We start from the raw sequence: 24681 nt of genomic DNA on the forward strand, positions 1-24681 counted from the left end.
ACCATCGGCGGGTATGAACGTTCCGTACGCCCGTGCACAGATCTCCGTTCCCACCCCCCAGCTCATGGGGGACTTGGGCCGCCGACTGGCCACGCTGCTGCGTCCCGGCGACCTGCTGCTGCTCACCGGCGAGTTGGGCGCGGGCAAGACGACGCTGACCCGCGGGCTTGGCTTGGGCCTTGGCGTACGAGGTGCCGTGACGTCGCCGACCTTCGTCATCGCCCGGGTGCACCCGTCCCTGAGCGAGGGCCCGCCGCTGGTGCATGTGGACGCGTACCGGTTGGGCGGCGGTCTGGACGAGATGGAAGACCTTGACCTGGACGTCTCGCTGCCAGAGTCGGTGGTGGTCGTCGAATGGGGCGACGGCAAGGTGGAGGAACTGTCGGATGACCGGCTGCACGTGGTGATCGAGCGTGCGGTGGGAGCGGAGGCAGGGCTCGCGGCGCCGGGCCCCGCGGCCGGCGCCGCTTCCACGATGCCCGCGTCGCCCCCCGCCGACACCCCCGAGCCGATCCCCGCTAACGCCCCCAACCCCGCAGCCAGCAAGGTTGCCGATGACGCCGATGACGCCGCCGCCGTTGCGGGCGACGCCGCTACCGCCAGCGCCGATGCGGAAGCCGCCGATGCCGATGCTGAAGCCGATGCCGATGTGCGGCGGGTGACCGTGACCGGGGTCGGCGCGCGGTGGGCCGATGTGGACCTCTCGGTGTTGGAGTCGGTGGAACGCGTCGGCTGAAGCAGCGGGGCCGGCGACTCGGCAACTCGGCGAGGAGAGCCGCGGGCGCCGCGGCCGGGGCAGCGCCCGCGGACGCGTCGGACGGCACGGGCCGGGGCCGCCCCAGGCAGGCCGCTGCGGGCCGATACGTCCTGGGGACCGGGTGGGGCGGGAGGTCGGCCACACAGGGCGATAGATTCCGACAAGCCGTCGGGAAGATGTTGCGCTCACCGCCCCAGGCGTGGTCACATGGAGACCAAGCGCTCTAGTTAGGCGTACCTAACCGCGCTGCATGCTCCAGGAGTACCGGGAGGCACCCCATGGCGACCCACGAGCCCACCGAACCAGCACAGCGCATTGAGTCGCGGGCACCCTCGGTCACAGCCATGCTCGCGTCCTGTGCCGCGGCAACCGCGGTCTCCACCCCGCCCGGGGGTCTGCCGACCCCCGGGGTAGAACCGGGCGCGGAGACCGAACCAGCGGCGCAGTGTGCACGCGAAGCGGCCTAGCCTCGCCACTCCTGCTAGCGGATGACGATGACTGCTAGCGGATGACGACGACCTCGGTACCGTTCGTCGCGAACGACCACATCGCCGCGCCGTCGGCGCGCTTCTCGCGGATACCGCCGGTCCGCTTCGTTGAGTCCGGGTCGGGCGTCGAACCGTTCACGGCCGCGCTGAAGCCGAACACTATGTCGCCCTCAGTGTGGAAGCGCACGACGTGCTCGATGGGAATTCCATCCGAGCCGGTGACGCTGGCGGAACGGGAGGTCACGTTGTACGTACCGGGCGCGGGACTCACCGAGCTGGGGTAAATCTGGTAGGTCCTAATGGCCTGCTCGTTGGCGCCGATCAGCCACACCCGCTTGTCGCCGAGCGCGTACACCACCCGACGCCCGGTGCCGGAGCTGGCCGGGATGGCGGTGGACTTCTCCTTCTTCGCCTTGTCCTTCGGATGGGCGGAGTCGGTTGCGCCGGGGCGGGCCGCCTGGTTCGGGTTGATCGGGGCGTTTGCGGAGGCGTGGTACGCGAGGACGCCTACCACGACGATCGCTGCGGCGGTGAGTCCGCCCACGATGGTTCCGGAGTTGGACCGTGCCACGTCAAGCCACCCTTCATCACTCCACTACGGGGCGACCGTAGCACTCGGCACGCGAGCACGGGATCGATGCCCGGGCCAGCGGCCGTACGCTTATGGGCGTGCTGCTGCTCGCTCTTGATACCGCTACCCCGGCCGTGACCGTCGCGCTCCACGATGGCCAGGCCGTCCTTGCCGCATCCCACCAGGTGGACGCCCGTCGCCATGGCGAGCTGCTGTTGCCCGCCGTGCACCGGGTGCTCACGATGGCCTCCGTTACACCCGGGGACCTGACGGACATCGTGGTGGGGGTGGGCCCCGGCCCGTACACCGGGCTGCGGGTCGGGCTCGCGACGGCCGCCGCGTTCGGGGCCGCGCTGGACATCCCGGTGCGCGGCCTGTGCACGCTGGACGGCATCGCGTACGCCGCCGGGCAGGCCGGGCTTACGGGCCCCTTTGTCGTCGCCACGGACGCCCGGCGCAAGGAGGTCTACTGGGCGCGGTACGCGGACGCCCGGACCCGGATCACCGAGCCCGCCGTAGACCGCCCGGCCGACATCGCCGACGCGCTTGCGGGACTGCCGGTGGTGGGCGCGGGCGGCACCCTCTACCGGGCGGTGTTCGCCGCGGCGGCCGGTGGGCACGGGAAGCGGGACGCGGGTACGGCCCCTGGGATCGGGAGCACGCCGAGCGAGGTGCCTGAGGTGCCTGACGTGTCTGAGGGGTCGGCGTCGGGAGTGTCGCCGGAGCCCAAGGTGCTGGCGGCGGTGCCAGTGGCGGCTGCGGCGTCGCGAGAGTTGCCCGAGTACCAGTCCGCCGCCGCGCTCGCCGCGCTCGCGGTGGAGATGCTGGCCGCCGGCGAGGAGTTCCTGCCCGATCGGCCGCTGTATCTGCGTCGCCCGGATGCGCAGGTGCCGGCGAACTACAAGGTGGTCACCCCGAAGTGAGCGAAGCGCGCGAGACGGGCGCAGCATCGGAGGGTGCAGCCATGCCGCACACCGCGGGCCGCGTCCCCCGGCTCCGCGAGATGCGCTGGTGGGACATTGCGCCCGTACTCGGTCTCGAACACGAACTGTTCCCCGATGACGCCTGGTCGCACGGCATGTTCTGGTCGGAGCTCGCGCACGCCAGAGGCGCCGGGGCGACCCGCCACTATGTGGTCGCCGAGGACGAGCAGGAGCGGCTCGTGGGATACGCGGGGCTCGCCGCTATTGACGGTACGGGCGACGTGCAGACGATCGGGGCGATCCGGGAATACTGGGGCACCGGTCTCGGCGCGCGGCTGCTGACCGACCTGCTCACGGCCGCCACCGCGTTCGAGTGTCATGAGGTGCTGCTGGAGGTGCGCGTCGATAACGTGCGCGCCCAGCGCCTGTACGAACGCTTCGGCTTCGAGCCCATCGGCTTCCGTAAGGGCTACTACCAGCCGGGCAACGTGGACGCCCTGGTCATGCGGCTGCCCGGCCCCGTGGCCCCCGCCCAGCTCGCGGCCGAGGGCTACGCCGAACCCGTCGCCGACACGCCCCCCGCCACCGATGAAGCATCTGGACCTGTGCCTGCTGGCGCGTCCGGGCCCCCGCCCGAGGACGTGCCCGGGCGCACTGACGTGCCTGGGCCCGCGGGCGCTCACGTACCTGAGACAGCGCGCACGGCGGCGCGAGCGCCGGGGCACGCGACAGCACAGACGGCAGGGCACGAGACGGCAGGGCACGAACCAGCGCGAACGACAGCGCGAACGACAGCGCGAACGACAACGCGGACGACAGCGCCCGAGGCAGCGCCGATAACAGCGCCGACAACAGCGCCGACGACCGCGCTTGAACCAGCGCGGACAACGGTGCACGAAACAGCGCGAGAGACAGAGACTGGTACCCATGGCTGACGCATCCGGCCGCCGCGACGAGCCCCTCGTCCTCGGCATCGAGACCTCCTGCGACGAGACCGGAGTCGGCATCGTGCGCGGTCATACGCTGCTGGCCGACGCGGTCGCCTCCAGCGTGGAGGAGCACGCACGGTTCGGCGGAGTCGTCCCGGAGGTGGCGAGCCGGGCCCACCTGGAGGCCATGGTTCCCACGATCAGACGGGCCCTGAAGGAGGCCGGGGTCGCCGCCCGTGACCTGGACGGCATCGCGGTCACGGCGGGCCCTGGCCTGTCGGGCGCGCTTCTGGTGGGCGTCTCGGCCGCGAAGGCGTACGCGTACGCACTGGGCAAGCCGCTGTACGGGGTCAACCACCTGGCCTCACATATCTGCGTGGACCAACTGGAGCACGGAGCGCTGCCCGAGCCGACCATGGCGCTCCTGGTCTCGGGCGGGCACTCGTCGCTGCTGCTGGCCCCGGACATCACCTCCGACGTGCGGCCGTTGGGCTCGACCATCGACGATGCGGCGGGTGAGGCGTTCGACAAGGTTGCCCGGGTGCTGCACCTCGGCTTTCCCGGCGGCCCGGTCATCGACCGGATCGCCCGTGAAGGCGACCCGAACGCGATCCGCTTCCCGCGCGGTCTGACCGGGCCGCGGGACGCCGCGTACGACTTCTCCTTCTCCGGCCTGAAGACGTCCGTGGCTCGCTGGATCGAGGCGAAGCGGGCCGCGGGCGAGGAGGTGCCGGTCGCCGATGTGTCGGCGTCGTTCCAGGAGGCCGTGGCGGACGTGCTCACCCGCAAGGCGGTGCGCGCCTGCAAGGACAACGGCGTGGACCACCTGATGATCGGTGGCGGCGTCGCCGCCAACTCGCGGCTGCGCGCGATGGCCGCGCGTCGTTGCGAGGACGCGGGCATCACGCTTCGCATCCCACGCCCCAAGCTGTGCACGGACAACGGCGCGATGGTGGCCGCACTCGGCGCGGAGATGGTCGCCCGCGGCCGGGCGGCATCGGCCTGGGACCTGTCGGCGGACTCCTCGCTCCCGGTCACCGAACCGCACGTACCGGCCACCGCCGCGAACGAGCACGGACACTCTCCCGGCCATGGCCACAGCCATGGACCGGCGCAGGGTCACGACCATGACCATGACCACGACCACTTCCACGAGCTGAGCAAGGACAACCTCTACTCATGACCCTCGCGTTGATGTGGGAAGCCCGGGCCGTCGATGGCCGCGGCCCGGAACTACTCGACTGGGCCCGCAGCCAAACCCTCGACCCCGCACCGCTACGCCGGGAGACCTTCCGCGCCCCCGATGACCGTGTCCTGGTCATCACCTGGTGGGACGCGCCGTACGAGGCAGAGCTGCCCGAACTTCCGGACCCGGCCGAAGGGTTGGCGCGGCGGGCCGTGCACCGGTGGCGGTTCGAGGCGGTGGCGGGGGAGTAGGGGCGCATTCGGCCCGGGCGTGTCAGCGGGCTGACTCCTGCGGCGGCCCACCACGCGGGGCGCCACCGCTACTGAGCTGGTCGGCGACGAGAGCGAGCCAGCCGCTGGCGGAGTAGGGGGCTGGAGGGTCAACCTCCATACCCAACTCAGCGAGGCCGAGGGCGTAGTCCGCCTCCTCGATCTCTAGGGCCAGGAGTTCGTGCACCTCTCCCAACAGTCGAGCAACTAGGGCCGCGTCCGTGGAAGCCGCGTAGTCCCCGATGGCGGCCTCGTGGTCCGCGAACTCATCCGGCATGTCCTGGGAGAACCAACAGCCCAGCAACTGCCCGAGTTCCGGAAAGCGGGCGTGCCATTCCCAGTGCGTCTGCGGGCCGCACGGCGGGGGTACCTGGCCTTGCTCGATGCTTTCCTTCAGATGCTCGGCCAGCGTCAGAAGCCACTGTTGGATGTCCCCATTGGGCAGGCCGATGTCGGGCAGCGAGTAGAACTCGCCAAGGCGTACGCGCAGCCTGCCGGGTGGGTTTTCCGCGTACTCACGAAGTTGCCGCTCGGCAAGGGCGAGAGCCCATGGGCGGGTGTGCCATGTGTGGTGCAGATAGGCGGTCAGGGCTACGCTGCGGCGCTCGGCGTCATCGTCGGCCGACTGGCCCAGATAGGCATGTATGAGGTGATCTAACTCGCCATATCGGGCGTCGTGTTCGCGTGGCTTCAGGGACATGCTGTCCTGCTCTACAGGTAGATCGGAAAAGTAGCCTGGACGGTGAAGCCCTGCGAATGGGAGTCGTCCCGCTTGAGGATGACTCGTGCCGCCCGCACCGGCACTGGTCCCCGGCCCGCCAGCAGCATGGCTTGGAGGAGCACTCGGCCGACAGGCTCCTCGCGCGACGGCCAGGCGGCTTCGATGCTCAGCCGTTGGCGGGTGCCTTGCGCCAGCCAACGATGAATGACCTGTTCGTTGCGGGAGACGACCTGCTGGGTGCACCAGTGGGCAGTTTCCCGGTCGGGATAGGTAGCGGACCTGGTGCGCACGGCTCAGCTCTCCTGACCAGTCTGCCAACGGTAGCCGTGGTGCTCCCGCATGTGCCCCGACACCGTATCCGCAATGAGCGGAATCCACTCCGACCACGACAACGTCCCGGACCCCATGCCCTGCTCCTCTTCGAAGAACCACCTCAGCGATGTCTCGTCGTGGAAGAGCGCCAAAGCCTCATGACATTCCCCGACCAGTCCGGGGAGCCGCCATGGGCATGTGGGGTGAAAGTCGTCGATATACATTCCCAGCCCCTCGACCTCGGTGATGTCATCTTCCGTGGCGATGCCGTCCTGGCCGAAGTACGCGTGGAGGAGATGATTGAGTTGCGGGAATCGAAGATTCAATTCTTGACTTGTAGGTACGGCGTTGCGCAATTTGGAAGCGTACCCGATCTCCCAGCTCTCCAAGTAATCAGATATTTCGCCCAGGGCCGCGATAGTGGCTTCGTGGTTTTCCGCTGTCGGCATCCCCCTCAAAGATATACGCTGCATGTTCGGGTCTGACTCAACGATGAGCGCTACCTGACGGACCTGATCTGCGATCTCGCAAAGCGTACGCCCGCCCCGTTCGCTAAGATTCCACGCCGCGCGAATGGTGGGCTGCAAAACCTGGTGCCTCTCTTCGATGAATGAAGGGATGCCTGTATGGTAGCCGAATGCGGAAAGAATAAGATGGGCGCCTGATAGGCGATCATAGTCCATCTCCGTGCATTCATGCATTGATTATTTCTTTTCCTTTGCGCTCGTTGGCGTTGATGTCAATACAGTGAATGGAGGATTCAGGGCAGCGTTGGGGGTGATTCTCACCTGCACTCCATGAGAGACCTTCGCCTTGATATATTTATTTGTCTTTTGGTGACGTGTCCGGTTACTACGACTTCGTGTAACCAACGCTGGGCCGCTTCCAGGTCCTGGACAGAGCGGTCCCAATTATCGAGGCTATCCACGAACATGTCTCGGGCTTCGCCGTTCCATGTCAGTACGACTTTTTCTGTCCTGACGTAGAGCGCGTCCAATTTCTCGGCGAGGTCTTTGAGAATCCCTTCGATTTCTTCGGAGAGTGTCCGTAAGGTTGAGAAGTTAACGACAATGTGCTCTGAGTCTGACATGCTGGCCCTTTCGCTGCTTCTCGGTGGTTGCCCTCCTAGGTGTCAAGTATTCTGCTGCGATATTCTGTAGAAGCACTCCCCGGATCGGTGCGGGTGAGGTCATGCGCTTCGTGAGCGACGTCCATCGAACCTTGCACTCGCTGCAATTTGCGCAATGTGTCAATCTCCTGTGCGGAAAAGCCATCGCTACTCATTCTTACCGCCTCCTCAAGCAGGTACAGGGACGACTTGATGCGCACCAGGTCTTCCGCGACGCCCTGCTGGAATTCGGCATAGGTGCTGGCTGCCGAGCTGCGCCAGCCCGACTCGATGACGTCGATGATGGTCGTCATACGTCTGGCCTGTGTTTCCAGGTAGCTCTGCATTTCGCTTAGATCCCTGGCCAAGCCAGGAAGACCACCATCCGGCACGGCAAGGTCACTCTTATCCATCACGCCTCCTCGAAACGGGGTTGGCTATCGGCCCACGGTCAGGCACTCCCGTAGTCCGGGGGTGGCTGCGCTGGATGCTCCAACCGAGGGGTGCGTCACCGCGAGTTGGCCAGCTGGGGCAGGCAGCTACGAGGTACGAAGACTTCCGTCCCCACCCCGGCGGGCACGTCGGCGGTACTGGAGGACTTGCTCCAGGCAGCTTCTCTCACTTGTCCGCTGCCGTCTGGCGAATTCGAAGGATGAGCAGCCTCCCCTCCAGCGTCCCGATGACGACGTCGCCGGTGGCGGTGGTGACCAGCGACAGGGGAGTGAAGGTGTGGCCGCGGGTGGTGAGGGGGGTGCGGTCGATGAGAGCGCCGGTGGTGGCGTCCACGGTCAGGAGTTCGCCCGCCGCGCAGGCTGCGTAAACCGTCCCCGCGTGCACGTCCACGCCCGCGATGGCGGAAGCGGCCGGCAGGGTCCAGGCCGGTTCGCCGTGCGGGAGCGCCCTACGGGTCAGGCGGGGGCCCGCGGAGCCGTCGGTGCTCAGGATGAGGGCGGAGCCCGCGGTGTCGGTGACGTATACCGCCGGGCCGCCGCGTACGGCCGCCTTCTGGCCGAGCCGGAACAGCGGTTGCAAGGTACCGGGCGCACCCCGCTCCCCAGGGCTCACGCGAACCAGCCAAAGCACCTGACGTTTCGGCAGCCCGTTGTACTCGACGTAATCGATGAGGCCCGGTCTCTTCGCACCGAGTTCGCTCATGCCCTCAGGGCGCGCCGCATCCGGCGCGGGCCCATCCGTGACCACCAGGAAGTACAGGTGCGGCGAGCGGCGGACGGTGAGTTCAGTCCGCGCGTCGTAGTGGCCAAGGGGCACCGCGCCGAGCGGCATGCCGTCCGGGGCGAAGAGCAGGGTGCTCGATGGGGTCCACGAGGGCGGGGCGGGATAGGTCCCGCAGGTGTCGCGGGCGGCCCAGACCCCATCGGCGCGGGCCGCGAACAGTGCCTGGTACTCCAGGCGGCGCTCCTCGCGTAAGGAGCCGTCGGCCAGCGACACCACCAGCACGATGGAGTGCTGTGCGTCGTAGCAGTCGAAGCTCGTGGTGACCCGAGCCGTGAGCTCGTCCGATGCTATGAGGAGTTGCTGGTCTGGGCCGGAGTGTGGGCGGGGCTCGGCTGGCAGCGGTGCTGCCCACAGCAGCTGGCCACTGGGCGACCAGCACTCCAGGAGGTCGTGATCGCTCGCGGCCAGCACTCGGCCATCGGCGAGCCCCTCGACCGCCCACACCTTGCCTCGCTGGCTCCTCGCGAGCCCGGCGGCGCAAGCGAAATCGGCGAGCCCGGTCTGGTGAGTGTCGGCCTCCTCCTCCAGCAACTCCGGCCACTGCCGAGTGGGCGGCTGTCGGACGTCGAAGACACTTGTCTCGGCGGCGAGATCCAGCCAGTCGCCGGAGGCCGGTCGGCGCACGACGCACTCGGAGTAGGTGGCCTCCCACTCGACGGGCGCTGTGAGATCGCTCTCGATGAGGAGCACATCAAGCGTGTCCTCGTCCCGCCAGCACAGCGCAAGCACACCGGCGTCCGCACAGGCCACCTGGGCTCGGCGCCCCGTCTCGGGCTCCACGAGCAGGAGTATGCCGCTCCTCTCGTACTCGTCGATCGCATCATCCGTGCCAATCGCGAGCAGCGGCAGCGCGGGGTGGAAGGCGAGTACGTCGGGGTCACCGTCCGGCGTCTCCACCACGTGCCAGCGGGTCAGGTCGGCACGCTGATAGAGCAAGAGGCGGGTCCGAGGGCGTTGAGGGAGGAGTACCAGCCGGACGCGGGTGTAGGCGCTGCCCAAGTAGCCGACGACGGCAAGCCACTGCCCATCGGCGCTCAGCGCGACGTGACACGCGGAGCCGACCTCGGGAAACAGCTCGTCGGGCAGCATCCGCAGTGGCACGCCATCGGTTGTGGGCGAGGGCTGGTGCTTGGTGTTATCGGCGGTGCGTGATGCCCGGGGTGTGGCGTCTGCGGGTGGGGTCAGGGTCCGAAGTGGCGCGTTCTCGGCCTCGGGTGGTGCCTTGCGCCCGGTGATCTCGGCCTCCGTGCGGCAATGCTGCCGCCCCGCTGCGCCGCTGTTCCGTACCGCTTCGCCGTCTTGTGTCATGTCATGGTCTTGTGCCGCGTCGCTGTCCCGCATTGTGTCGCTCTCCCTAGTCACAGTGCCGTTTCGCGCCGCCCCGCCGTGTGACCTCACCCCGCGCCCCGTACTTACGCCCCCGCCCCGCGCGCCAGCAGGCCATCGATGACCGCGTGCAGGCCGTTCGGTACGTCGCAGACGTTGGCGACCTCGTTCCACTGCGGGCCCAGGGCGGTCAGTCGGGGGAGGGTGGCCGCGTCGTCCGGGGTGAGCATGTCGGGCAGGGGGCGGCGGTGTTCGGCTTCGCCGCCCTCGCTGGCGCGGCGGTCGATGGCGGCGTGCACGGCCAGATCGCCGTAGATGTAGAGCCAGATGACGCGGTACGCACGGATGGCCTCGCGCGGGGCAAGGCCGCATTCGATGGCCGAGTTGACGATCTCCTCCACCATCCACAGCGCGCCCTTGTCGGTGACATGGCCGAGGCCAAGCACCTCCACCACCCAGGGCAGCCGCTGGAGCATGTCGTGGATGTGCAGGGCAATGACGTAGATGCGATCGCGCGGTGCGGTGGGCAGTTCGGGGCGCGGCGCGGATGCGGCCATGCCGGCGAGCACGAGGAGGAGCAACTCGTCCTTGTCACGTACGTGGTGGTAGAGCGCGCGGGGGGTGCTGCCGACCTCCTTGGCGAGGCGGCGCATGGACAGCGCGTGGACGCCCTCTTCCTCCAGGACGCGCCGCGCGGTGGCCACGATCGTCTCGCGTTCGAGGCGAGGTGGCCGCCCCACGGCTCGTTTGGCTTGCACTTCGCTCACCGGCTCATCCGCTCCTCGCTCACCGGCTCATTGTCCACCGCCGCCCCCGCGGCAGTGTGCGTGGTGGTCGAGAACGCCGCGCGGGGCCGTAGGCGGGGTGGGTGCTGCGGGCCCCTGTAGTTTTTCCACGCGTGTAGTAACGTGAGTTGCTGATGGCATGCCGGCCGCATGGCCGGCTCAAGTCCCCTGCCTGGAGAGTGGGTTGTGGCAATAGACAACAGTCCCGATAGCGGGACGCAGCGGCGCACGGGCGGACCGGAGCAGCGCCACCGAGGGATGTTGGCGGTGGTGCTCACCGTCCAGTTCCTGGTGTCGCTCGATCTGTCCGTAGTGAATGTGGCGCTCCCTGACATACGTTCCGACCTGGGCTTCACCGCCGATGACCTGCTCTGGGTGGTCAATGCGTACGCCCTCGCCTTCGGCGGTTTGCTGATGCTCGGCGGGCGGCTCGCCGACATCGTCGGCAGGCGGCGCACGCTGACCGTCGGGCTCGCCGTCTTCGGTATCGCCAGCCTCGGTGGCGGCCTGGTCAGCTCGCCGGGCGGGCTGATCGCCGCCCGTGCGGTCCAGGGCGTGGGAGCGGCGGCGCTCGCGCCGGTCGCCTTCGCCCTGATCACCGTCACCCTCCCGGCGGGCCCGGCCCGCTCTCGGGCTCTGGGTCTGTGGGGGATGGCGGGCGCGGCGGGCGGCGCGGTCGGCGTACTCGCGGGCGGGCTGCTCACCGAAGGGGCGGGCTGGCGCTCCGTCCTCCTGATCAATGTGCCGCTCGTGCTGCTCGCACTGGCCGGAACACGCCGTTGGGTGGCCGCTGATCGTCGCACCGGCGCTGCGCCCCGGCTCGACCTAGTCGGGGCCGCGCTCATCACGCTGGGCATGACCGCGCTGGTGTTCGGGCTGGCGCGCACCGAAACGCAGGGCTGGGCATCGGCCACTACTCTCGGCACGCTCGCGGGGGCGGTGTTGCTTATTGCGGCGTTTGTCGTGGTCGAACTGCGGGTGCGTCAACCGCTGCTACGCATAGGCCTGTTGGCCAACCGGCCGGTCTTGGCCGCCAATCTCTTCGTCATGCTGCTGTTCTCCGGCCAGTTCGCCGCGTTCTATTTCCTGTCGCTCTACACCCAGCAGGTCCTCGACTATTCACCGACCGAGGCCGGCCTCGCCTTCCTGCCCTTCTGTATCGGCATCGTCATCGGCTCGGTGCTCGCGACCCGTACGGTGGCCACCCTCGGCACCCGCTGGTTGCTGGTCATCGGCGGGGCGTTGGGTGCCGTGGGCTTTGGCTGGTTCTCGCTGGCGATCGCCGCTGATGGCACCTTCTTGAACTCCGTTCTGGGCCCGTCCCTGGTCGCCAGCGTGGGCGTGGGAATGTGCTTCGTACCGCTGGGCACGGCGGCCACTTCCGGCGTCGCTGCGGCCGAGGCGGGCATGGCCTCTGGGCTGCTCAACAGCTTCCGGCAGATCGGCGGTTCGCTCGGCCTCGCGGTTCTGGTCGCCGTCGTGGCACGGGCCACCGACCGGGCGGCCGGTGCCCCCGATGCGCGGCTGGCCACCGGCTACGCGACGGCCTTCGCGGTCTCGGCCGGGCTGCTGGCCGCGGCGGCGCTGGTCGCGATGGCCCTGCTCCGCGACCGGAGAACCGCGCTCCCAGACCTAGGCCAGCGCCAGCGGCCACTTTCAGCCGAGAGGGCCAAGGAGGGCGTTACGGCAGGGCCCGCGCGGGGCGCCCGATCAGCATCGCCGGTGCCCCCGCGACCCGAGTGAGGAACACCGTCGCCGCCCCCGACCCCTGCGGCCTGACCTTCTTGCGCAGCTCCTCCGGCGTCACCGGCGACCCGCGCTTCTTCACCGTCAGCACCCCGATGTCCCGCTCCCGCAGCAGCGCCTTGAGTCGCTTGACGTTGAACGGGAGCACATCGGTGATCTCGTACGCGGTCGCGTACGGGGTCGGCACCAGGTCATCGGAGGTGATGTACGCAATCGTCGGGTCGATCAGCCGGCCGCCGACTCGCTGCGCCACGTCCGCGACCAGATGGGCCCGGATCACCGCGCCGTCCGGCTCGTACAGCCAGCGGCCCACCGGGCCCGGCGCGGGGTCCGGCAGGTGCGCGCCGGTCAGCGCGGCGCCGCCGGGCAGCAGCGTCGCCCGGCGGGCGCCGGGGGCGGTGCCGAACCACAGCACGGCCTCCTTCACGTCACCGCCGTCCGAGATCCACTCCGCATCGGCGTCCTCGGGAATCGCCTCGTGGGGCACCCCGGGCGCGATCTTCAGCGCCGCATACGGGGCGCCGCGGGCGGCGCCGATGGCCCAGGACAGGGGCGGCGAGTACGCCTCGGGGTCGAAGATCCGGCCTCGTCCGCCGCCCTGCGAGCCGCCACGCCCCTTCGCCGTACCCCGGCGCGCGGGGTCGGCGAAGACCGCGTCGTACCCCTCGGTGCTGGTCTCCCGAACGTCGGCGCACCGCACCTCGATGAGTTCCGCCAGGCCCAGGGCCTCCGCGTTGGCGCGGGCCACGGCGCAGGTCAGCGGGGAGCGATCGACGGCGAGTACGGACACCCCGGCCCGTGCCAGTGCGATCGCGTCACCGCCGACGCCGCAGCACAGATCGGCCAGCCGCCGCACTCCGAGCGCCGCGAACCGGCTCGCCCGGTACGTGGCCACCGAGGCGCGCGTGGCCTGTTCGACGCCGTCGGGAGTGAAGTACATCCGGTACGCATCGGCCTCGCCGAACTTCGCCACGGCCCGCTGCCGCAGCCCGGCCTGCCCGATCGCGGCCGAAACCAGCTCGGCCGGATGGTCGCGGCGTAGCCGGGTGGCGGTCGCCAACTCCTGGGCGGGGTCGAGGTCGCGGAGCGTGGCGAGCAGGGCCTGCCCCTCATGGGTCAGCAGGGCGGGAAAGGCCTCGACGGGCAGGGTGGTCGCGCTCACCGGCCCATTCTCGCAGCGCCCACCCTCCGGGGCCGCCGCGGGCTGCTGCAGGCTGCCGGGGCTGCCGGGGGCGCGCTCGCACCCAAGGCGGCGCGGGCCGCCGCGGCGCGCGCCCCGACGTGTCAGCGGGTGCCGCACGTATGCCGGTCCCAAGGCCCCGCGGGGGGCCGCTCGGGGCCTCCGACTTGTGCGCCGCGTTGGCACTCCGCTTGACCGAGTGCTAACCGCGTCCTAGTCTCAGAGCTGGCACTCCGCACCAAGGAGTGCCAGAACACAGCGACGGGCAGATCCGGCACCCGCGACGACGGATCTACCAGGTCGCCACCTCAGACAGTTAACCCCGTGAGATCTCCGAAGGGGGAGGTCGGATCGTGACGACCGCCAGCTCCAAGGTTGCCATCAAGCCGCTTGAGGACCGCATTGTGGTCCAGCCGCTCGACGCTGAGCAGACCACGGCCTCAGGCCTGGTCATTCCGGACACCGCTAAGGAGAAGCCCCAAGAGGGCGTCGTCCTGGCCGTGGGCCCGGGCCGCTTCGAGGACGGCAACCGTCTTCCGCTCGACGTCTCCGTCGGTGACGTTGTGCTCTACAGCAAGTACGGCGGCACCGAGGTGAAGTACAACGGCGAGGAGTATCTCGTCCTCTCGGCTCGCGACGTCCTCGCGATCATCGAGAAGTAATTCACCCAGTTTTACGTGACCCGCGCCCCGGCCTCCCGTGTCTGAAACACCCGGGCGACCGGGGCGCGGTTCTTTTGGAGAGGACTTAAGGCAACCATGGCGAAGATCCTAAAGTTCGATGAGGACGCCCGTCGCGCCCTCGAACGCGGCGTCAATCAGCTCGCTGACGCCGTCAAGGTGACGATTGGCCCCCGGGGCCGCAACGTCGTCATCGACAAGAAGTTCGGCGCCCCGACCATCACCAACGATGGTGTCACCATCGCCCGTGAGGTCGAGGTGGACGACCCGTTCGAAAACCTGGGCGCCCAGCTCGTGAAGGAGGTGGCGACCAAGACCAACGACATCGCGGGTGACGGCACCACCACCGCCACCGTGCTGGCCCAGGCGCTGGTCCGCGAGGGCCTGCGCAACGTCGCCGCCGGCGCTTCTCCGGCCGCCCTGAAGAAGGGCATCGACGCCGCGGTCAAGGCGATCTCCGAGGAACTCCTCGCGACCGCCCGCCCGATCGACGAGAAGTCCGACATCGCCGCCGTCGCTGGGCTCTCCGCCCAGGACAAGCAGGTCGGCGAGCTCGTCGCCGAGGCGATGGACAAGGTGGGCAAGGACGGTGTCATCACCGTTGAGGAGTCCAACACCTTCGGTCTTGAGCTCGACTTCACCGAGGGCATGGCCTTCGACAAGGGCTACCTGTCCCCGTACATGGTGAGCGACCAGGAGCGTATGGAGGCCGTCCTCGACGACCCGTACATCCTGATCCACCAGGGCAAGATCGGTGCCATCCAGGACCTGCTGCCGCTGCTTGAGAAGGTCATCCAGCAGGGTGCCTCCAAGCCGCTGCTGATCATCGCCGAGGACGTCGAGGGCGAGGCGCTTTCCACCCTCGTCGTCAACAAGATCCGCGGCACGTTCAACGCCGTGGCCGTCAAGGCCCCCGGCTTCGGCGACCGCCGCAAGGCCATGCTCGGCGACATCGCCACCCTCACCGGTGCGACCGTCATCGCCGAGGAGGTCGGCCTCAAGCTCGACCAGTCCGGCCTGGATGTTCTTGGTAGCGCGCGCCGCGTGACCATTACCAAGGACGACACCACCATCGTGGACGGCGGCGGCAACTCCGACGACGTCAAGGGCCGGATCAACCAGATCAAGGCCGAGATCGAGTCCACGGACTCCGACTGGGACCGCGAGAAGCTCCAGGAGCGCCTCGCGAAGCTGGCCGGTGGCGTGTGCGTGATCCGCGTCGGTGCGGCCACCGAGGTTGAGCTCAAGGAGAAGAAGCACCGTCTGGAGGACGCCATCTCCGCGACCCGCGCCGCGGTCGAGGAGGGCATCGTCTCCGGTGGTGGCTCCGCGCTCGTCCACGCCGCCAAGGTGCTGGAAGGCGGCCTGGACAAGGTGGGTGACGAGGCCACCGGTGTCGCCGTCGTCCGCCGCGCGGTCGTCGAGCCGCTGCGCTGGATCGCCGAGAACGCTGGCCTTGAGGGTTACGTCATCACCTCCAAGGTCGCTGACCTGGAAAAGGGTCAGGGCTTCAACGCCGCCACCGGCGAGTACGGCGACCTGATCAAGGCCGGCGTCATCGACCCGGTCAAGGTCACCCGCTCCGCCCTGGAGAACGCCGCGTCCATCGCGTCGCTGCTGCTCACCACCGAGACCCTGGTGGTGGAGAAGCCGGCCGATGAGGAGTCCGACGCGGGCCACGGCCACGGCCACTCCCACTGATCTTCGGATCAACCCGGCACCACGCAAGAAGCCCGGCCCTCCCACTTCCGTATCCGTGGGGGGCTGGGCTTCGGCGCGTCGGCGCGTCGGCGGACCTCAGCGCCTCGGGGCAGGCGCTGACGTACGAGGATCGCGCGTGATTCGCCATGCCCCTGACAGCCTTAAGCCATCAAGGACCCGTTGAGGCCCCGTCGATGACCGGATCTAGCGCGGCGCGTAGCGGCGTCCCGTCTTGGTCGATACGCGGGCCAGCGCCCCGCGCGGCGCGAGCCTGACGAGCCCGGTCAGGGCCTTGTACCGGGGGTCCGGCACCGACAGCGTCTTGCCGCGCGCCAGGTCTTTCAGCGCAGCCTCCACCACCCGATCGGCGTCCAACCACAGCCAACCCGGCACATTGTCGGTGTCCATCCCGGCCCGCTGGTGGAACTCCGTCCGCACGAAACCCGGGCACAGTGCCATCAGCCGCACCCCGGCGGCGCTCAGGTCGCGGGCCGCGCCCTGGGTGAACTGCACGACCCACGCCTTGCTCGCCCCATAGGTGCCGCGAGGGACGAACGCCGCGACCGACGCCACATTCACCACCCCGCCGCGCCCCCGCTCCCGCATGGGCGTCACGGCCGCGCTGGTCAGCCGCAGTACGGCCTCGCAGTGCACCTTCAGCATGGTCAACTCGTCCGCGAGGGGAACGTCGAGGAACTGCCCCTTGTTGCCGAATCCGGCGTTGTTCACCAGCAGATCGATCGGCTGCTTGCGATCGCCGAGCCGCTGCTCGACGGCCGTGATGCCCTCTTCCTGGGACAGATCGGCGGACAGCACCTCGACCTCGACCCCGTGCTGGTCGTGCAGCTCGGCCGCCTGCTCCCGCAGCCGCCCCTTGTCCCGCGCCACGAGCACCAGGTTGTGCCCGGCACCATGCCCCTGGGCCTGCGCTGTGCCCTGCGCGGCCAGCCGCCGCGCGAACGCCGCGCCGATGCCCGCCGTCGATCCCGTGATGAGTGCAGTCGTCATACGCGCACGCTATCCGGCCACCGTACGTCCGTAGGCAGCGGCGGCCGGGTCGGCCGAGTCGGCCGGTTGGGCGGGCCCGCACCTGACCTTCCCGCCCCTCGCTGCACCACCACCACGTCAACACGGCGCCCACTGCGGCGTTTCGACCCGAGCGAGGGCGCTGCACGGCCCGTAGCCGGCCCCGTGGCGCCGTGCAGTCCCGCCGGCCGCTGCGCGGTCCGCAGGGCTCCGCGCGGCTGCGTACGGCCTTATCGGGTGTCGAGGCGCTCGTTCGCGCCGGTACGCCGTAGCGCCTTCTCGTACGCCTCCGGGTGCAATGCCTCCCCCGCCGCCAACACCCTTGGCAGCAGCGCCGGTTCGGTGGTGAGGGCGCGGAACAGAAAAGAGACCGTGACTTCGTGCTCGGGGCGGTACGCGATCTCGATGCCGTCCCCGGCCGTGATCTCACCGGGCTCGATGACGCGTAGGTACGCGCCGGGCAGGGCGACCTGCGTGAATCGCTTCACCCACCGCTGCTCAGCCATGAAGCCCGCGAACGTACGGCACGGCGTGCGCGGCGAGGTTACTTCCAAGAGCAGGTCAGGACCGATCCGCCAGCGCTCGCCGATCAGCGCACCGTTGACGTCGAGCCCCCTGGTGGTGAGGTTTTCCCCGAAGGCGCCCGGCGGCAGCTCGCGGCCGAGCTCGCGCGCCCACAGATCGAGGTCTTCGCGCGCGTACGCGTAGACGGCCTGGTCATTGCCGCCATGGTTGCGCAGGTCGCAGACGGAGTCTCCGGCCAACCCGCTGGCGCCGATGCCCTTGGGGCCCGGCGCGCTGACGGCCACCGGGCCCGTGACGGGTTGTTTGCGGATGCCGGTGTAATCGACGTCGGTGTGCTCGGTAAGTTCGGAACGGCCGAGGTTCAGCGAGAGCAGCAGCATGGCCGCACGGTAAGCGATCGTCCCTCAAAGCGTCGAGCGAAATCTTACGTTTTCCCCCAAGGGTCGCTTATGCTCAATGCATGATTGAGGCTCGTCATCTCCGGGTACTGCGTGCGGTGGCCGCTACCGGTTCTTTCTCCGCCGCCGCACGTGATCTCGGCTGTACGCAGCCCGCCGTCAGCCAGCAGATGAAGGCGCTCGAACAGGCCGCGGGCACAGCCCTGTTGGTTCGTATGGGGCGCGAAACCCGATTGACCGAAGGAGGCCGCGCCCTGCTCCGACATGCTGTCGGCATCCTGGCTGGGCTGGCGGCTGCCGAGGAGGAAATCGCGGCGATCGCGGGGCTGCGCGCGGGACGGGTGCGGCTGGTGTCCTTTCCCAGCGGCAGTTCCACTCTGGTGCCGACCGCCCTCGCCGAACTGCGCGCGGCGCACCCCGGCACCCAGGTCTCGCTGGTGGACGCCGAACCGCCGCGCTCCGTGGAACTGCTCCGCGCGGGCGACTGCGAAATCGCTCTGGCCTTTCGTTACCCGATGTCCGGGGCCGGTGCCGGGGCCGCCAAGGCAAACGCGAAGGCGAACGAAGACGGGAGCGCGAACGCAAACGGGTGCGCGGGCGCCGAGTCGGAGTGGAGCGACCTGGCGGTACGGCCGCTGTTGACCGACCGGCTGGTCGGCCTGGTCCCGGAGGGACACCGGTTTGCCGACGCGTCGGTGGTGGGCATCGGCGAACTGGCCGAGGAACCGTGGATCGCGGGCTGCCCGCGCTGCCGCCGGCAGCTGGTCGAGGTCTGCGAAGAGGCGGGCTTCACCCCACGCATCGACTTCGCCACCGATGACTATCCGGCCGTGATCGGCCTGGTCGGCGCCGGCCTAGGGGTCGCTGTGCTGCCCGAACTCGCGCTGGAGTCGGTACGTATCAAGGGCGTACGGACGGTACGCGTCGAGCCCGCCGTAGAACGGGAAGTCGTGGCGCTCACCCTCCCCGACCTGACCCGAGTCCCGGCCGTCGCGGCAACGCTGGACCGCCTGGAACTCGCCGCCAAACGCTAGCCAGCCGGCTAGTCGCAGCTAGTCAGCCGCAGCCAGTCGGCTAGCCGCAGCGCAGTCGCACGCCTCACTCGCTCGTACCCCCCATGCGCGCACTGCGCGCACGTACGCACCTCCCGCGCGCATCGCCTGTTCCGCGTTACGCCGATGGGGTGAGGGGGTAGTCGGCGCCGATGCGGGCGGGGCTGGCTGGCCCGCTGGCCCGGCCGAGGATGGCGGCGGAGGGCCCACCCGGGGCGGTTTCCGGCAGAAACGCCAGGTAAAACGTTTTTCCGGCCGTGGCGAGCTAGCGGTTCGGCACCGTGCCCGACGCCGCGATGGCGCGGTGTCGCGCCCGACCCATCAGTTCCTCGCGCTCGTCCTCGGTCAGGCCGCCCCACACGCCGTAGGGCTCCCGCACCGCGAGCGCGTGTGCCGCGCACTGGGCGCGGACCGGGCAGCGCATGCAGACTTCCTTGGCCGAGGTCTCGCGGGCGCTGCGCGCCGCGCCGCGCTCGCCCTCCGGGTGAAAGAAAAGCGAGCTGTCCACGCCTCGGCACGCGGCCAGCAGCTGCCAGTCCCACAGGTCGGCGTTCGGTCCGGGAAGGCGGGAGAAATCTGCCATTGCTATCCCCTCGGAGGCGAGCTGTTGCGGACGTGTTGCCCGGGGTCGTACATCTGCTGTGTAAGCAGATGTAAATATGACTCATTGCGAATCTAGCCATAGACGTCGCCAAAATGAAGTAAAACCGGCCAAATAGGGCAAAGGGCCGGAAGGGGTGCGGTCCTGCTGGCAGCGCTCGGAGCGTGTCCGCTCCCTCACGTAGAGTGCCGAAGGCGGCCGTCTCGGCCCGTAACTCTTTCGGGTGACCGTCGTTGAATGTGCGAGGCGGTTGATGAATGAAGCGCACGGGCAGATGTCCGACGGGTCAACCGCTTAGGTGACGAAAAGTACCCAGCCTGGAGGCTCAAGGTGACGCGCATTAGCTGCGGATGGCGGTCATGACTTCCGTCCTCGTCTGCGACGACTCCCCGCTTGCCCGAGAGGCGCTGCGCCGCGCGGTAGCGACCGTGCCCGGCGTCGAGCGTGTGACGACGGCGGCCAACGGCGAGGAAGTCCTCCGCCGCTGGGGCGCCGACCGCTCGGACCTCATTTTGATGGACGTACGAATGCCGGGGCTCGGCGGCGTCGAGACCGTGCGCCGCCTGCTGTCCGCGGACCCCGGGGCCCGCATCATCATGCTGACGGTCGCCGAAGACCTGGACGGGGTGGCCCTCGCGGTGGCCGCCGGCGCCCGCGGCTACCTACACAAGGACGCGTCCCGCGCAGAGTTGCGGGCCACCGTGACCCAGGCGCTCGCCGATCCGACCTGGCGGCTCGCGCCGCGCAGGCTGCGATCGGCAGAGATGGGCGCGGCTCCCACGCTCACCGCTCGGGAGATCCAAGTCCTTGAAGGCATGAGTCACGGCCGCTCGAACGCCGAGATCGGCCGCGAGCTGTTCCTCTCCGAAGACACGGTGAAGACACACGCCAGGCGGCTGTTCAAGAAGCTCGGCGCCTCCGACCGGGCCCACGCCGTCGCGCTCGGCTTCCGCTGGGGCCTGGTCCGCTAAGGCGCCTGTTGTTGCGTTTCATGTCCCGCCTGCCTCTCGCCCACGGGGCGAACGACGCCGGCCGCACCCCGGGCCGCGGATGTCGGAGCGCGTGGCGGTGCGGGCATGACGCTCCCCGTCCGCCGTGGGGTGGGCGGGGCGGTGCCGGAGACCGGCACGTTCGGTACCGATTTGGATGCATCATGAGGCGCGACCCGCGAGCGTGTGACCAGCGAAGAGCCCGAAGATACGGGCCACGGTGCGCCGTTTGGCGTGGCAGATGTGGCGGCGGCTTGTGTCGGTTCCGCTCGCGCTGCCGCATCCTTGAGCTATGGAGTTCCTCGGGGACGGCTCGGGCAGGCGTGAGGGGAGGGCGCACGAGTTGAGTGCGAACGCACCCGCTTATAACGCTTCGACGTACAACTATGGGCGCGGTGCCGCGGAAGCTGCGGCGCCAAGGCACCATGGACCGATGCGTGACGACGAGAAGCCTGGGTCAGCTGTGGCCACGGGTCGCGGCGAGATCGGCGCTCTCGTCCGACGCGCCACCGAGGGGGACGAGCGAGCCACCCACGATCTCCTCGCCCTCGTACATCCGCTCGCTTTGCGCTACTGCCGAACCAAGCTGTCCCGGCTGCCGGGGGACGCCCGGCATTTCGTGGACGACCTGGCGCAGGAAGTGTGCCTCGCGGTGCTGTGTGCGCTGCCGCGCTACCGCGACACCGGCAAGCCGTTCGAGGCGTTCGTGGTCGCCATCGCCGCCCACAAGGTCGCCGACCTTCAGCGGGCCGCGATGCGTCGCCCCGGCAGCACGGCCGTGCCGTCCGACGAGATGCCCGAGCAGCCGGACGACTCGCTCGGCCCCGAGGAGCGGGCGCTGCTCAGCAGCGACGCCGCGTGGGCCAAGAAGCTGCTCGCCAACCTGCCCGAGCATCAGCGAGAGCTGGTGCTGCTACGGGTTGCGGTCGGGCTCACGGCGGAGGAGACCGGGCAGGTGCTCGGCATGTCGCCGGGAGCTGTCCGGGTCGCCCAGCATCGGGCGCTGAGCCGGCTGCGGGCGCTCGCCGAACAGTAGGGCTGCGCGCGGCGGGGTCGGCGGCTGCGGGCGAGGCCGCGCGGCCCGGCGCGGGGTGCTCGGGCTGACCGCTTGGTCGGCCGCCGCCGCCGTTCCCACGCCGAGGCCGCTTGCGTACCCGGGCCGCGATCGGCTCAGGGCTGGGGCGGCCGGCTCATGGGACGTAAGTCCGGTGAGTGAAAGGTCGGATGGCCTCGATGTGGAATGTGGGGGTCTGCTACGCCTTGTGAGCGGAATGAGGCGGGTGCCGAGCCCGTTAGCATGGGAGTCCGCGCCGAGGCAAGACCATCTGGAAGGGTGTCATGACTGACAACGTCGACGGAGTGCCTGAGAAGTTCGCGATGCTCGGGCTGACGTACGACGACGTGCTGCTGCTGCCGGGCGCCTCCGAGGTGCTGCCGAACGCGGTGGACACCTCGTCCAGGATCTCGCGCAACGTACGAGTCAACATTCCGCTGCTCTCCGCGGCGATGGACAAGGTCACCGAGTCGCGGATGGCGATCGCGATGGCGCGCCAGGGCGGCGCCGGGGTGCTGCACCGCAACCTGTCCATCGAGGACCAGGCCAACCAGGTCGATCTGGTCAAGCGCTCCGAGTCCGGCATGGTGACCGACCCGATCACGGTGCGCCCCGACGCGACGCTGCATACGGCGGACGCGCTGTGCGCGAAGTTCCGCATCAGCGGCGTACCGGTGACCGATGCGGCGGGCAAGCTGCTCGGCATCGTCACCAACCGGGACATGGCCTTCGAGCTGGATCGCAGCCGCCAGGTCCGCGAGGTCATGACGCCGATGCCGCTGGTCACGGGCAAGGTGGGGATCTCCGGCGAGGACGCGATGCAGTTGCTGCGCCGCCACAAGATCGAGAAGCTGCCGCTGGTCGATGACGCGGGCACGCTCAAGGGCCTGATCACGGTCAAGGACTTCGTCAAGGCGGAGAAGTATCCGCACGCGGCCAAGGATGCCGAGGGCCGGCTGGTCGTCGGTGCGGCGGTCGGCGTGGGCGACGAGGCATACGACCGGGCGCAGGCGCTGGTTGAGGCCGGGGCCGACTTCCTGGTGGTGGACAGCGCGCACGGGCACAGCCGGGGCATCCTCGACATGATCGCCAAAATCGCGTCGAACGTCCGGGTGGACGTGGTCGGCGGCAACGTTGCGACGCGCGACGGCGCGCAGGCGCTGATTGACGCCGGCGTGGACGGCGTGAAGGTCGGCGTGGGCCCCGGCTCGATCTGCACTACCCGGGTGGTCGCCGGGATCGGCGTACCGCAGGTCACCGCGATCTACGAGGCGGCCCGCGCCTGCCACGCGGCGGGTGTGCCGCTGATCGGCGACGGCGGACTGCAATACTCCGGCGACATCGCGAAGGCGATTGCCGCCGGTGCCGACACCGTGATGCTGGGCAGCCTGCTCGCCGGGTGCGAGGAGTCGCCGGGCGAGATGGTCTTCATCAACGGCAAGCAGTTCAAGTCCTACCGGGGCATGGGCTCGCTTGGGGCCATGCAGTCGCGCGGCCAGGGCCGCTCGTACTCCAAGGACCGCTACTTCCAAGACAACGTCCTGTCCGAGGACAAGCTCGTGCCCGAGGGCATCGAGGGCCAGGTTCCCTTCCGCGGTCCGCTCTCCTCGGTGGCCCACCAGCTCATCGGCGGGCTGCGCGCCTCGATGGGGTACGTCGGCTCCGCCGATGTGACCGAGCTCAAGGAGAAGGGCTGCTTCGTCCGCATCACCGCCGCGGGCCTGAAGGAGAGCCACCCGCACGACGTGCAGATGGTCAACGAGGCCCCGAACTACTCGCGGCGCTGACCGCGCTGGACCAGCGCGGCCGGTGGTCGGGCGCCCGGCGTTGCCGGGCCCGGGGCCGACTCGGCTTGGCTTGGCTTGGGATGGATCTCACGCAGGTAACTCGTCGCGGAGTGAGCGCGCGCAACATCGAGTGCGCCCCCAGTGTTCCCGGTCGGGGATACTGGGGGCGCACTCCGTAGGAAGGGCCACACAGTGACTGAGATCGAGATCGGGCGCGGCAAGCGCGGTCGCAGGGCGTATGCGTTCGACGACATCGCCATCGTGCCGAGTCGGCGCACCCGAGACCCGAAGGAGGTCTCGATCGCCTGGCAGATCGACGCCTACCGTTTTGAGCTGCCATTTTTGGCCGCCCCGATGGACTCGGTCGTCTCGCCGCAGACCGCAATCCGCATCGGTGAGCTGGGCGGGGTCGGCGTGCTCAACCTCGAAGGGCTGTGGACCAGGTACGAGGACCCAGAGCCGCTGCTCGCGGAAATCGCCGAGCTGGATGAGCGCACCGCTACCCGGCGGCTCCAGGAGATCTACGCGGAACCGATCAAGGAAGAGCTGATCGGGCAGCGCATCAAGGAGGTGCGGGACTCCGGTGTCGTGACGGCCGCCGCGCTCTCGCCGCAGCGCACCGCGCAGTTCTCCAAGGCCGTGGTGGACGCGGGCGTGGACATCTTCGTGATCCGCGGCACCACCGTCTCGGCCGAGCACGTCTCGGGCGCCGCCGAGCCGCTGAACCTCAAGCAGTTCATCTACGAGCTCGATGTGCCGGTCATCGTCGGCGGCTGTGCGACCTACACCGCAGCCCTGCACCTGATGCGCACCGGCGCGGCCGGGGTGCTGGTCGGCTTCGGCGGCGGCGCCGCGCACACCACTCGTAACGTGCTGGGCATCCAGGTACCGATGGCCACCGCGGTCGCCGATGTGGCCGCCGCGCGTCGGGACTACATGGACGAGTCCGGCGGCCGGTACGTCCACGTCATCGCCGATGGCGGCGTCGGCTGGTCCGGCGACCTGCCCAAGGCCATCGCCTGCGGCGCGGACGCCGTGATGATGGGCTCCCCACTGGCCCGCGCCACCGATGCGCCGGGCCGTGGCCACCACTGGGGCATGGAGGCCGTGCACGAGGATGTGCCGCGCGGTAAGCGGATGAACCTGGGCGCGGCCGGCACCACCGAGGAAATCCTGCTCGGCCCCTCGCACATCCCTGACGGCTCGATGAACTTCTTCGGCGCGCTGCGCCGCTCGATGGCCACCACCGGATACTCCGAGCTCAAGGAGTTCCAGCGGGTGGAGGTGACGGTGTCCCCGTCGCAGCACGACAACCGGTGATGCGGCGGTGA

At 69.3% G+C, this 24681-nt stretch carries 24 protein-coding genes and 1 pseudogene; 13 read left to right on the top strand and 12 right to left on the bottom strand.

Translation table 11 applies throughout. The features are described 5' to 3' along the window. Window positions 1–13 precede the first annotated feature (13 nt). Complete coding sequence (tsaE, locus tag FHS42_RS39280) at window positions 14–736, top strand: tRNA (adenosine(37)-N6)-threonylcarbamoyltransferase complex ATPase subunit type 1 TsaE (protein ID WP_376772767.1); 723 nt, start codon at window positions 14–16, stop codon at window positions 734–736. A 522-nt stretch (window positions 737–1258) separates the two neighbouring features. On the opposite strand, the gene FHS42_RS31930 is transcribed toward tsaE, so the two are convergent. Then, a complete protein-coding gene (locus FHS42_RS31930) occupies window positions 1259–1816 on the bottom strand; it encodes a hypothetical protein (RefSeq protein ID WP_184578940.1) in 558 nt (185 codons plus the stop codon). Between the two features lie 98 nt (window positions 1817–1914). Between FHS42_RS31930 and tsaB the strand changes: the two genes are divergently transcribed. The 4 genes and pseudogenes from tsaB (at window position 1915) to FHS42_RS31950 (ending at window position 5105) form a co-directional block, all read left to right on the top strand. Further along, window positions 1915–2739, top strand: coding sequence for a tRNA (adenosine(37)-N6)-threonylcarbamoyltransferase complex dimerization subunit type 1 TsaB (gene tsaB, locus FHS42_RS31935; RefSeq protein ID WP_184578943.1), 825 nt, complete (start codon window positions 1915–1917; stop codon window positions 2737–2739). Between the two features lie 41 nt (window positions 2740–2780). Next, window positions 2781–3251: pseudogene (gene rimI / locus FHS42_RS31940) on the top strand (ribosomal protein S18-alanine N-acetyltransferase); the annotation flags it as partial. 415 nt (window positions 3252–3666) lie between these two features. Beyond that, window positions 3667–4851 carry a tRNA (adenosine(37)-N6)-threonylcarbamoyltransferase complex transferase subunit TsaD gene (gene tsaD / locus FHS42_RS31945; RefSeq protein ID WP_184578947.1) on the top strand — a complete coding sequence of 395 codons (1185 nt, stop codon included), beginning with the start codon at window positions 3667–3669 and terminating at the stop codon, window positions 4849–4851. Continuing rightward, a complete protein-coding gene (locus tag FHS42_RS31950; protein ID WP_184578950.1) occupies window positions 4848–5105 on the top strand; it encodes a hypothetical protein in 258 nt (85 codons plus the stop codon). The genes tsaD and FHS42_RS31950 overlap by 4 nt, the downstream gene beginning before the upstream one ends. 22 nt (window positions 5106–5127) lie before the next feature. On the opposite strand, the gene FHS42_RS31955 is transcribed toward FHS42_RS31950, so the two are convergent. The 7 genes from FHS42_RS31955 to FHS42_RS31985 all read right to left on the bottom strand — a co-directional run bounded on the left by FHS42_RS31955 (window position 5128) and on the right by FHS42_RS31985 (window position 10593). Continuing rightward, on the bottom strand, window positions 5128–5823 hold the full coding sequence (locus FHS42_RS31955) for a contact-dependent growth inhibition system immunity protein (RefSeq protein WP_184578953.1): 696 nt from the start codon (window positions 5821–5823) through the stop codon (window positions 5128–5130). An 11-nt stretch (window positions 5824–5834) separates the two neighbouring features. Further along, on the bottom strand, window positions 5835–6134 hold the full coding sequence (locus tag FHS42_RS31960) for an RNase A-like domain-containing protein (RefSeq protein ID WP_184578956.1): 300 nt from the start codon (window positions 6132–6134) through the stop codon (window positions 5835–5837). A gap of 3 nt (window positions 6135–6137) precedes the next feature. Next, window positions 6138–6839: a contact-dependent growth inhibition system immunity protein gene (locus tag FHS42_RS37790; protein WP_184578959.1), complete on the bottom strand. Its 702-nt coding sequence runs from the start codon at window positions 6837–6839 to the stop codon at window positions 6138–6140. A 101-nt stretch (window positions 6840–6940) separates the two neighbouring features. Further along, window positions 6941–7246, bottom strand: a complete 306-nt coding sequence (locus tag FHS42_RS31970; protein ID WP_184578974.1) for a WXG100 family type VII secretion target — start codon at window positions 7244–7246, stop codon at window positions 6941–6943. Between the two features lie 35 nt (window positions 7247–7281). Next, window positions 7282–7677, bottom strand: a complete 396-nt coding sequence (locus FHS42_RS31975) for a WXG100 family type VII secretion target (RefSeq protein ID WP_184578977.1) — start codon at window positions 7675–7677, stop codon at window positions 7282–7284. A gap of 205 nt (window positions 7678–7882) precedes the next feature. Further along, the gene (locus FHS42_RS31980) at window positions 7883–9841 is read right to left on the bottom strand and encodes an outer membrane protein assembly factor BamB family protein (RefSeq protein WP_184578980.1); all 1959 of its coding nucleotides are present in this window, start codon (window positions 9839–9841) and stop codon (window positions 7883–7885) included. 71 nt (window positions 9842–9912) lie between these two features. Beyond that, the gene (locus tag FHS42_RS31985; RefSeq protein WP_184578982.1) at window positions 9913–10593 is read right to left on the bottom strand and encodes a TetR/AcrR family transcriptional regulator; all 681 of its coding nucleotides are present in this window, start codon (window positions 10591–10593) and stop codon (window positions 9913–9915) included. A 276-nt stretch (window positions 10594–10869) separates the two neighbouring features. Here FHS42_RS31985 and FHS42_RS31990 point away from each other — a divergent pair, with 276 nt between their 5' ends. Further along, on the top strand, window positions 10870–12354 hold the full coding sequence (locus FHS42_RS31990) for a DHA2 family efflux MFS transporter permease subunit (RefSeq protein ID WP_246495717.1): 1485 nt from the start codon (window positions 10870–10872) through the stop codon (window positions 12352–12354). Here FHS42_RS31990 and FHS42_RS31995 read toward each other — a convergent pair. Next, window positions 12293–13519, bottom strand: coding sequence for a class I SAM-dependent methyltransferase (locus FHS42_RS31995; RefSeq protein WP_312867128.1), 1227 nt, complete (start codon window positions 13517–13519; stop codon window positions 12293–12295). The genes FHS42_RS31990 and FHS42_RS31995 overlap by 62 nt on opposite strands. Window positions 13520–13890: 371 nt before the next feature. On the opposite strand from FHS42_RS31995, the gene groES reads away from it, so the two are divergent. Beyond that, window positions 13891–14199, top strand: coding sequence for a co-chaperone GroES (groES, locus tag FHS42_RS32000; RefSeq protein ID WP_014178834.1), 309 nt, complete (start codon window positions 13891–13893; stop codon window positions 14197–14199). 96 nt (window positions 14200–14295) lie between these two features. Beyond that, window positions 14296–15918, top strand: coding sequence for a chaperonin GroEL (groL, locus tag FHS42_RS32005; RefSeq protein WP_184578989.1), 1623 nt, complete (start codon window positions 14296–14298; stop codon window positions 15916–15918). A gap of 204 nt (window positions 15919–16122) precedes the next feature. Here groL and FHS42_RS32010 read toward each other — a convergent pair whose 3' ends face one another. Both FHS42_RS32010 and FHS42_RS32015 read right to left on the bottom strand, forming a co-directional pair. Then, the gene (locus FHS42_RS32010; protein ID WP_184578992.1) at window positions 16123–16926 is read right to left on the bottom strand and encodes an SDR family NAD(P)-dependent oxidoreductase; all 804 of its coding nucleotides are present in this window, start codon (window positions 16924–16926) and stop codon (window positions 16123–16125) included. Window positions 16927–17174: 248 nt separating this feature from the next. Beyond that, window positions 17175–17849, bottom strand: coding sequence for an MOSC domain-containing protein (locus FHS42_RS32015; protein WP_184578996.1), 675 nt, complete (start codon window positions 17847–17849; stop codon window positions 17175–17177). 80 nt (window positions 17850–17929) lie between these two features. On the opposite strand from FHS42_RS32015, the gene FHS42_RS32020 reads away from it, so the two are divergent. Then, the gene (locus FHS42_RS32020; protein ID WP_184578999.1) at window positions 17930–18901 is read left to right on the top strand and encodes a LysR family transcriptional regulator; all 972 of its coding nucleotides are present in this window, start codon (window positions 17930–17932) and stop codon (window positions 18899–18901) included. Between the two features lie 283 nt (window positions 18902–19184). On the opposite strand, the gene FHS42_RS32025 is transcribed toward FHS42_RS32020, so the two are convergent. After that, window positions 19185–19502, bottom strand: a complete 318-nt coding sequence (locus FHS42_RS32025) for a WhiB family transcriptional regulator (RefSeq protein WP_184579002.1) — start codon at window positions 19500–19502, stop codon at window positions 19185–19187. Between the two features lie 377 nt (window positions 19503–19879). Between FHS42_RS32025 and FHS42_RS32030 the strand changes: the two genes are divergently transcribed. The 4 genes from FHS42_RS32030 (at window position 19880) to FHS42_RS32045 (ending at window position 24670) form a co-directional block, all read left to right on the top strand. Then, on the top strand, window positions 19880–20491 hold the full coding sequence (locus FHS42_RS32030) for a response regulator transcription factor (protein WP_003948568.1): 612 nt from the start codon (window positions 19880–19882) through the stop codon (window positions 20489–20491). Between the two features lie 451 nt (window positions 20492–20942). Beyond that, window positions 20943–21545, top strand: coding sequence for a sigma-70 family RNA polymerase sigma factor (locus tag FHS42_RS32035; RefSeq protein WP_281392910.1), 603 nt, complete (start codon window positions 20943–20945; stop codon window positions 21543–21545). A 302-nt stretch (window positions 21546–21847) separates the two neighbouring features. Then, on the top strand, window positions 21848–23350 hold the full coding sequence (guaB, locus tag FHS42_RS32040; protein ID WP_184579008.1) for an IMP dehydrogenase: 1503 nt from the start codon (window positions 21848–21850) through the stop codon (window positions 23348–23350). 192 nt (window positions 23351–23542) lie between these two features. Further along, window positions 23543–24670 (top strand): GuaB3 family IMP dehydrogenase-related protein, encoded by a 1128-nt coding sequence (locus tag FHS42_RS32045; protein WP_184579011.1) that lies wholly within the window; start codon window positions 23543–23545, stop codon window positions 24668–24670. Window positions 24671–24681: the final 11 nt, after the last annotated feature.

This window comes from Streptomyces zagrosensis, from assembly GCF_014203645.1.
GTDB classification, from domain to species: domain Bacteria; phylum Actinomycetota; class Actinomycetes; order Streptomycetales; family Streptomycetaceae; genus Streptomyces; species Streptomyces zagrosensis.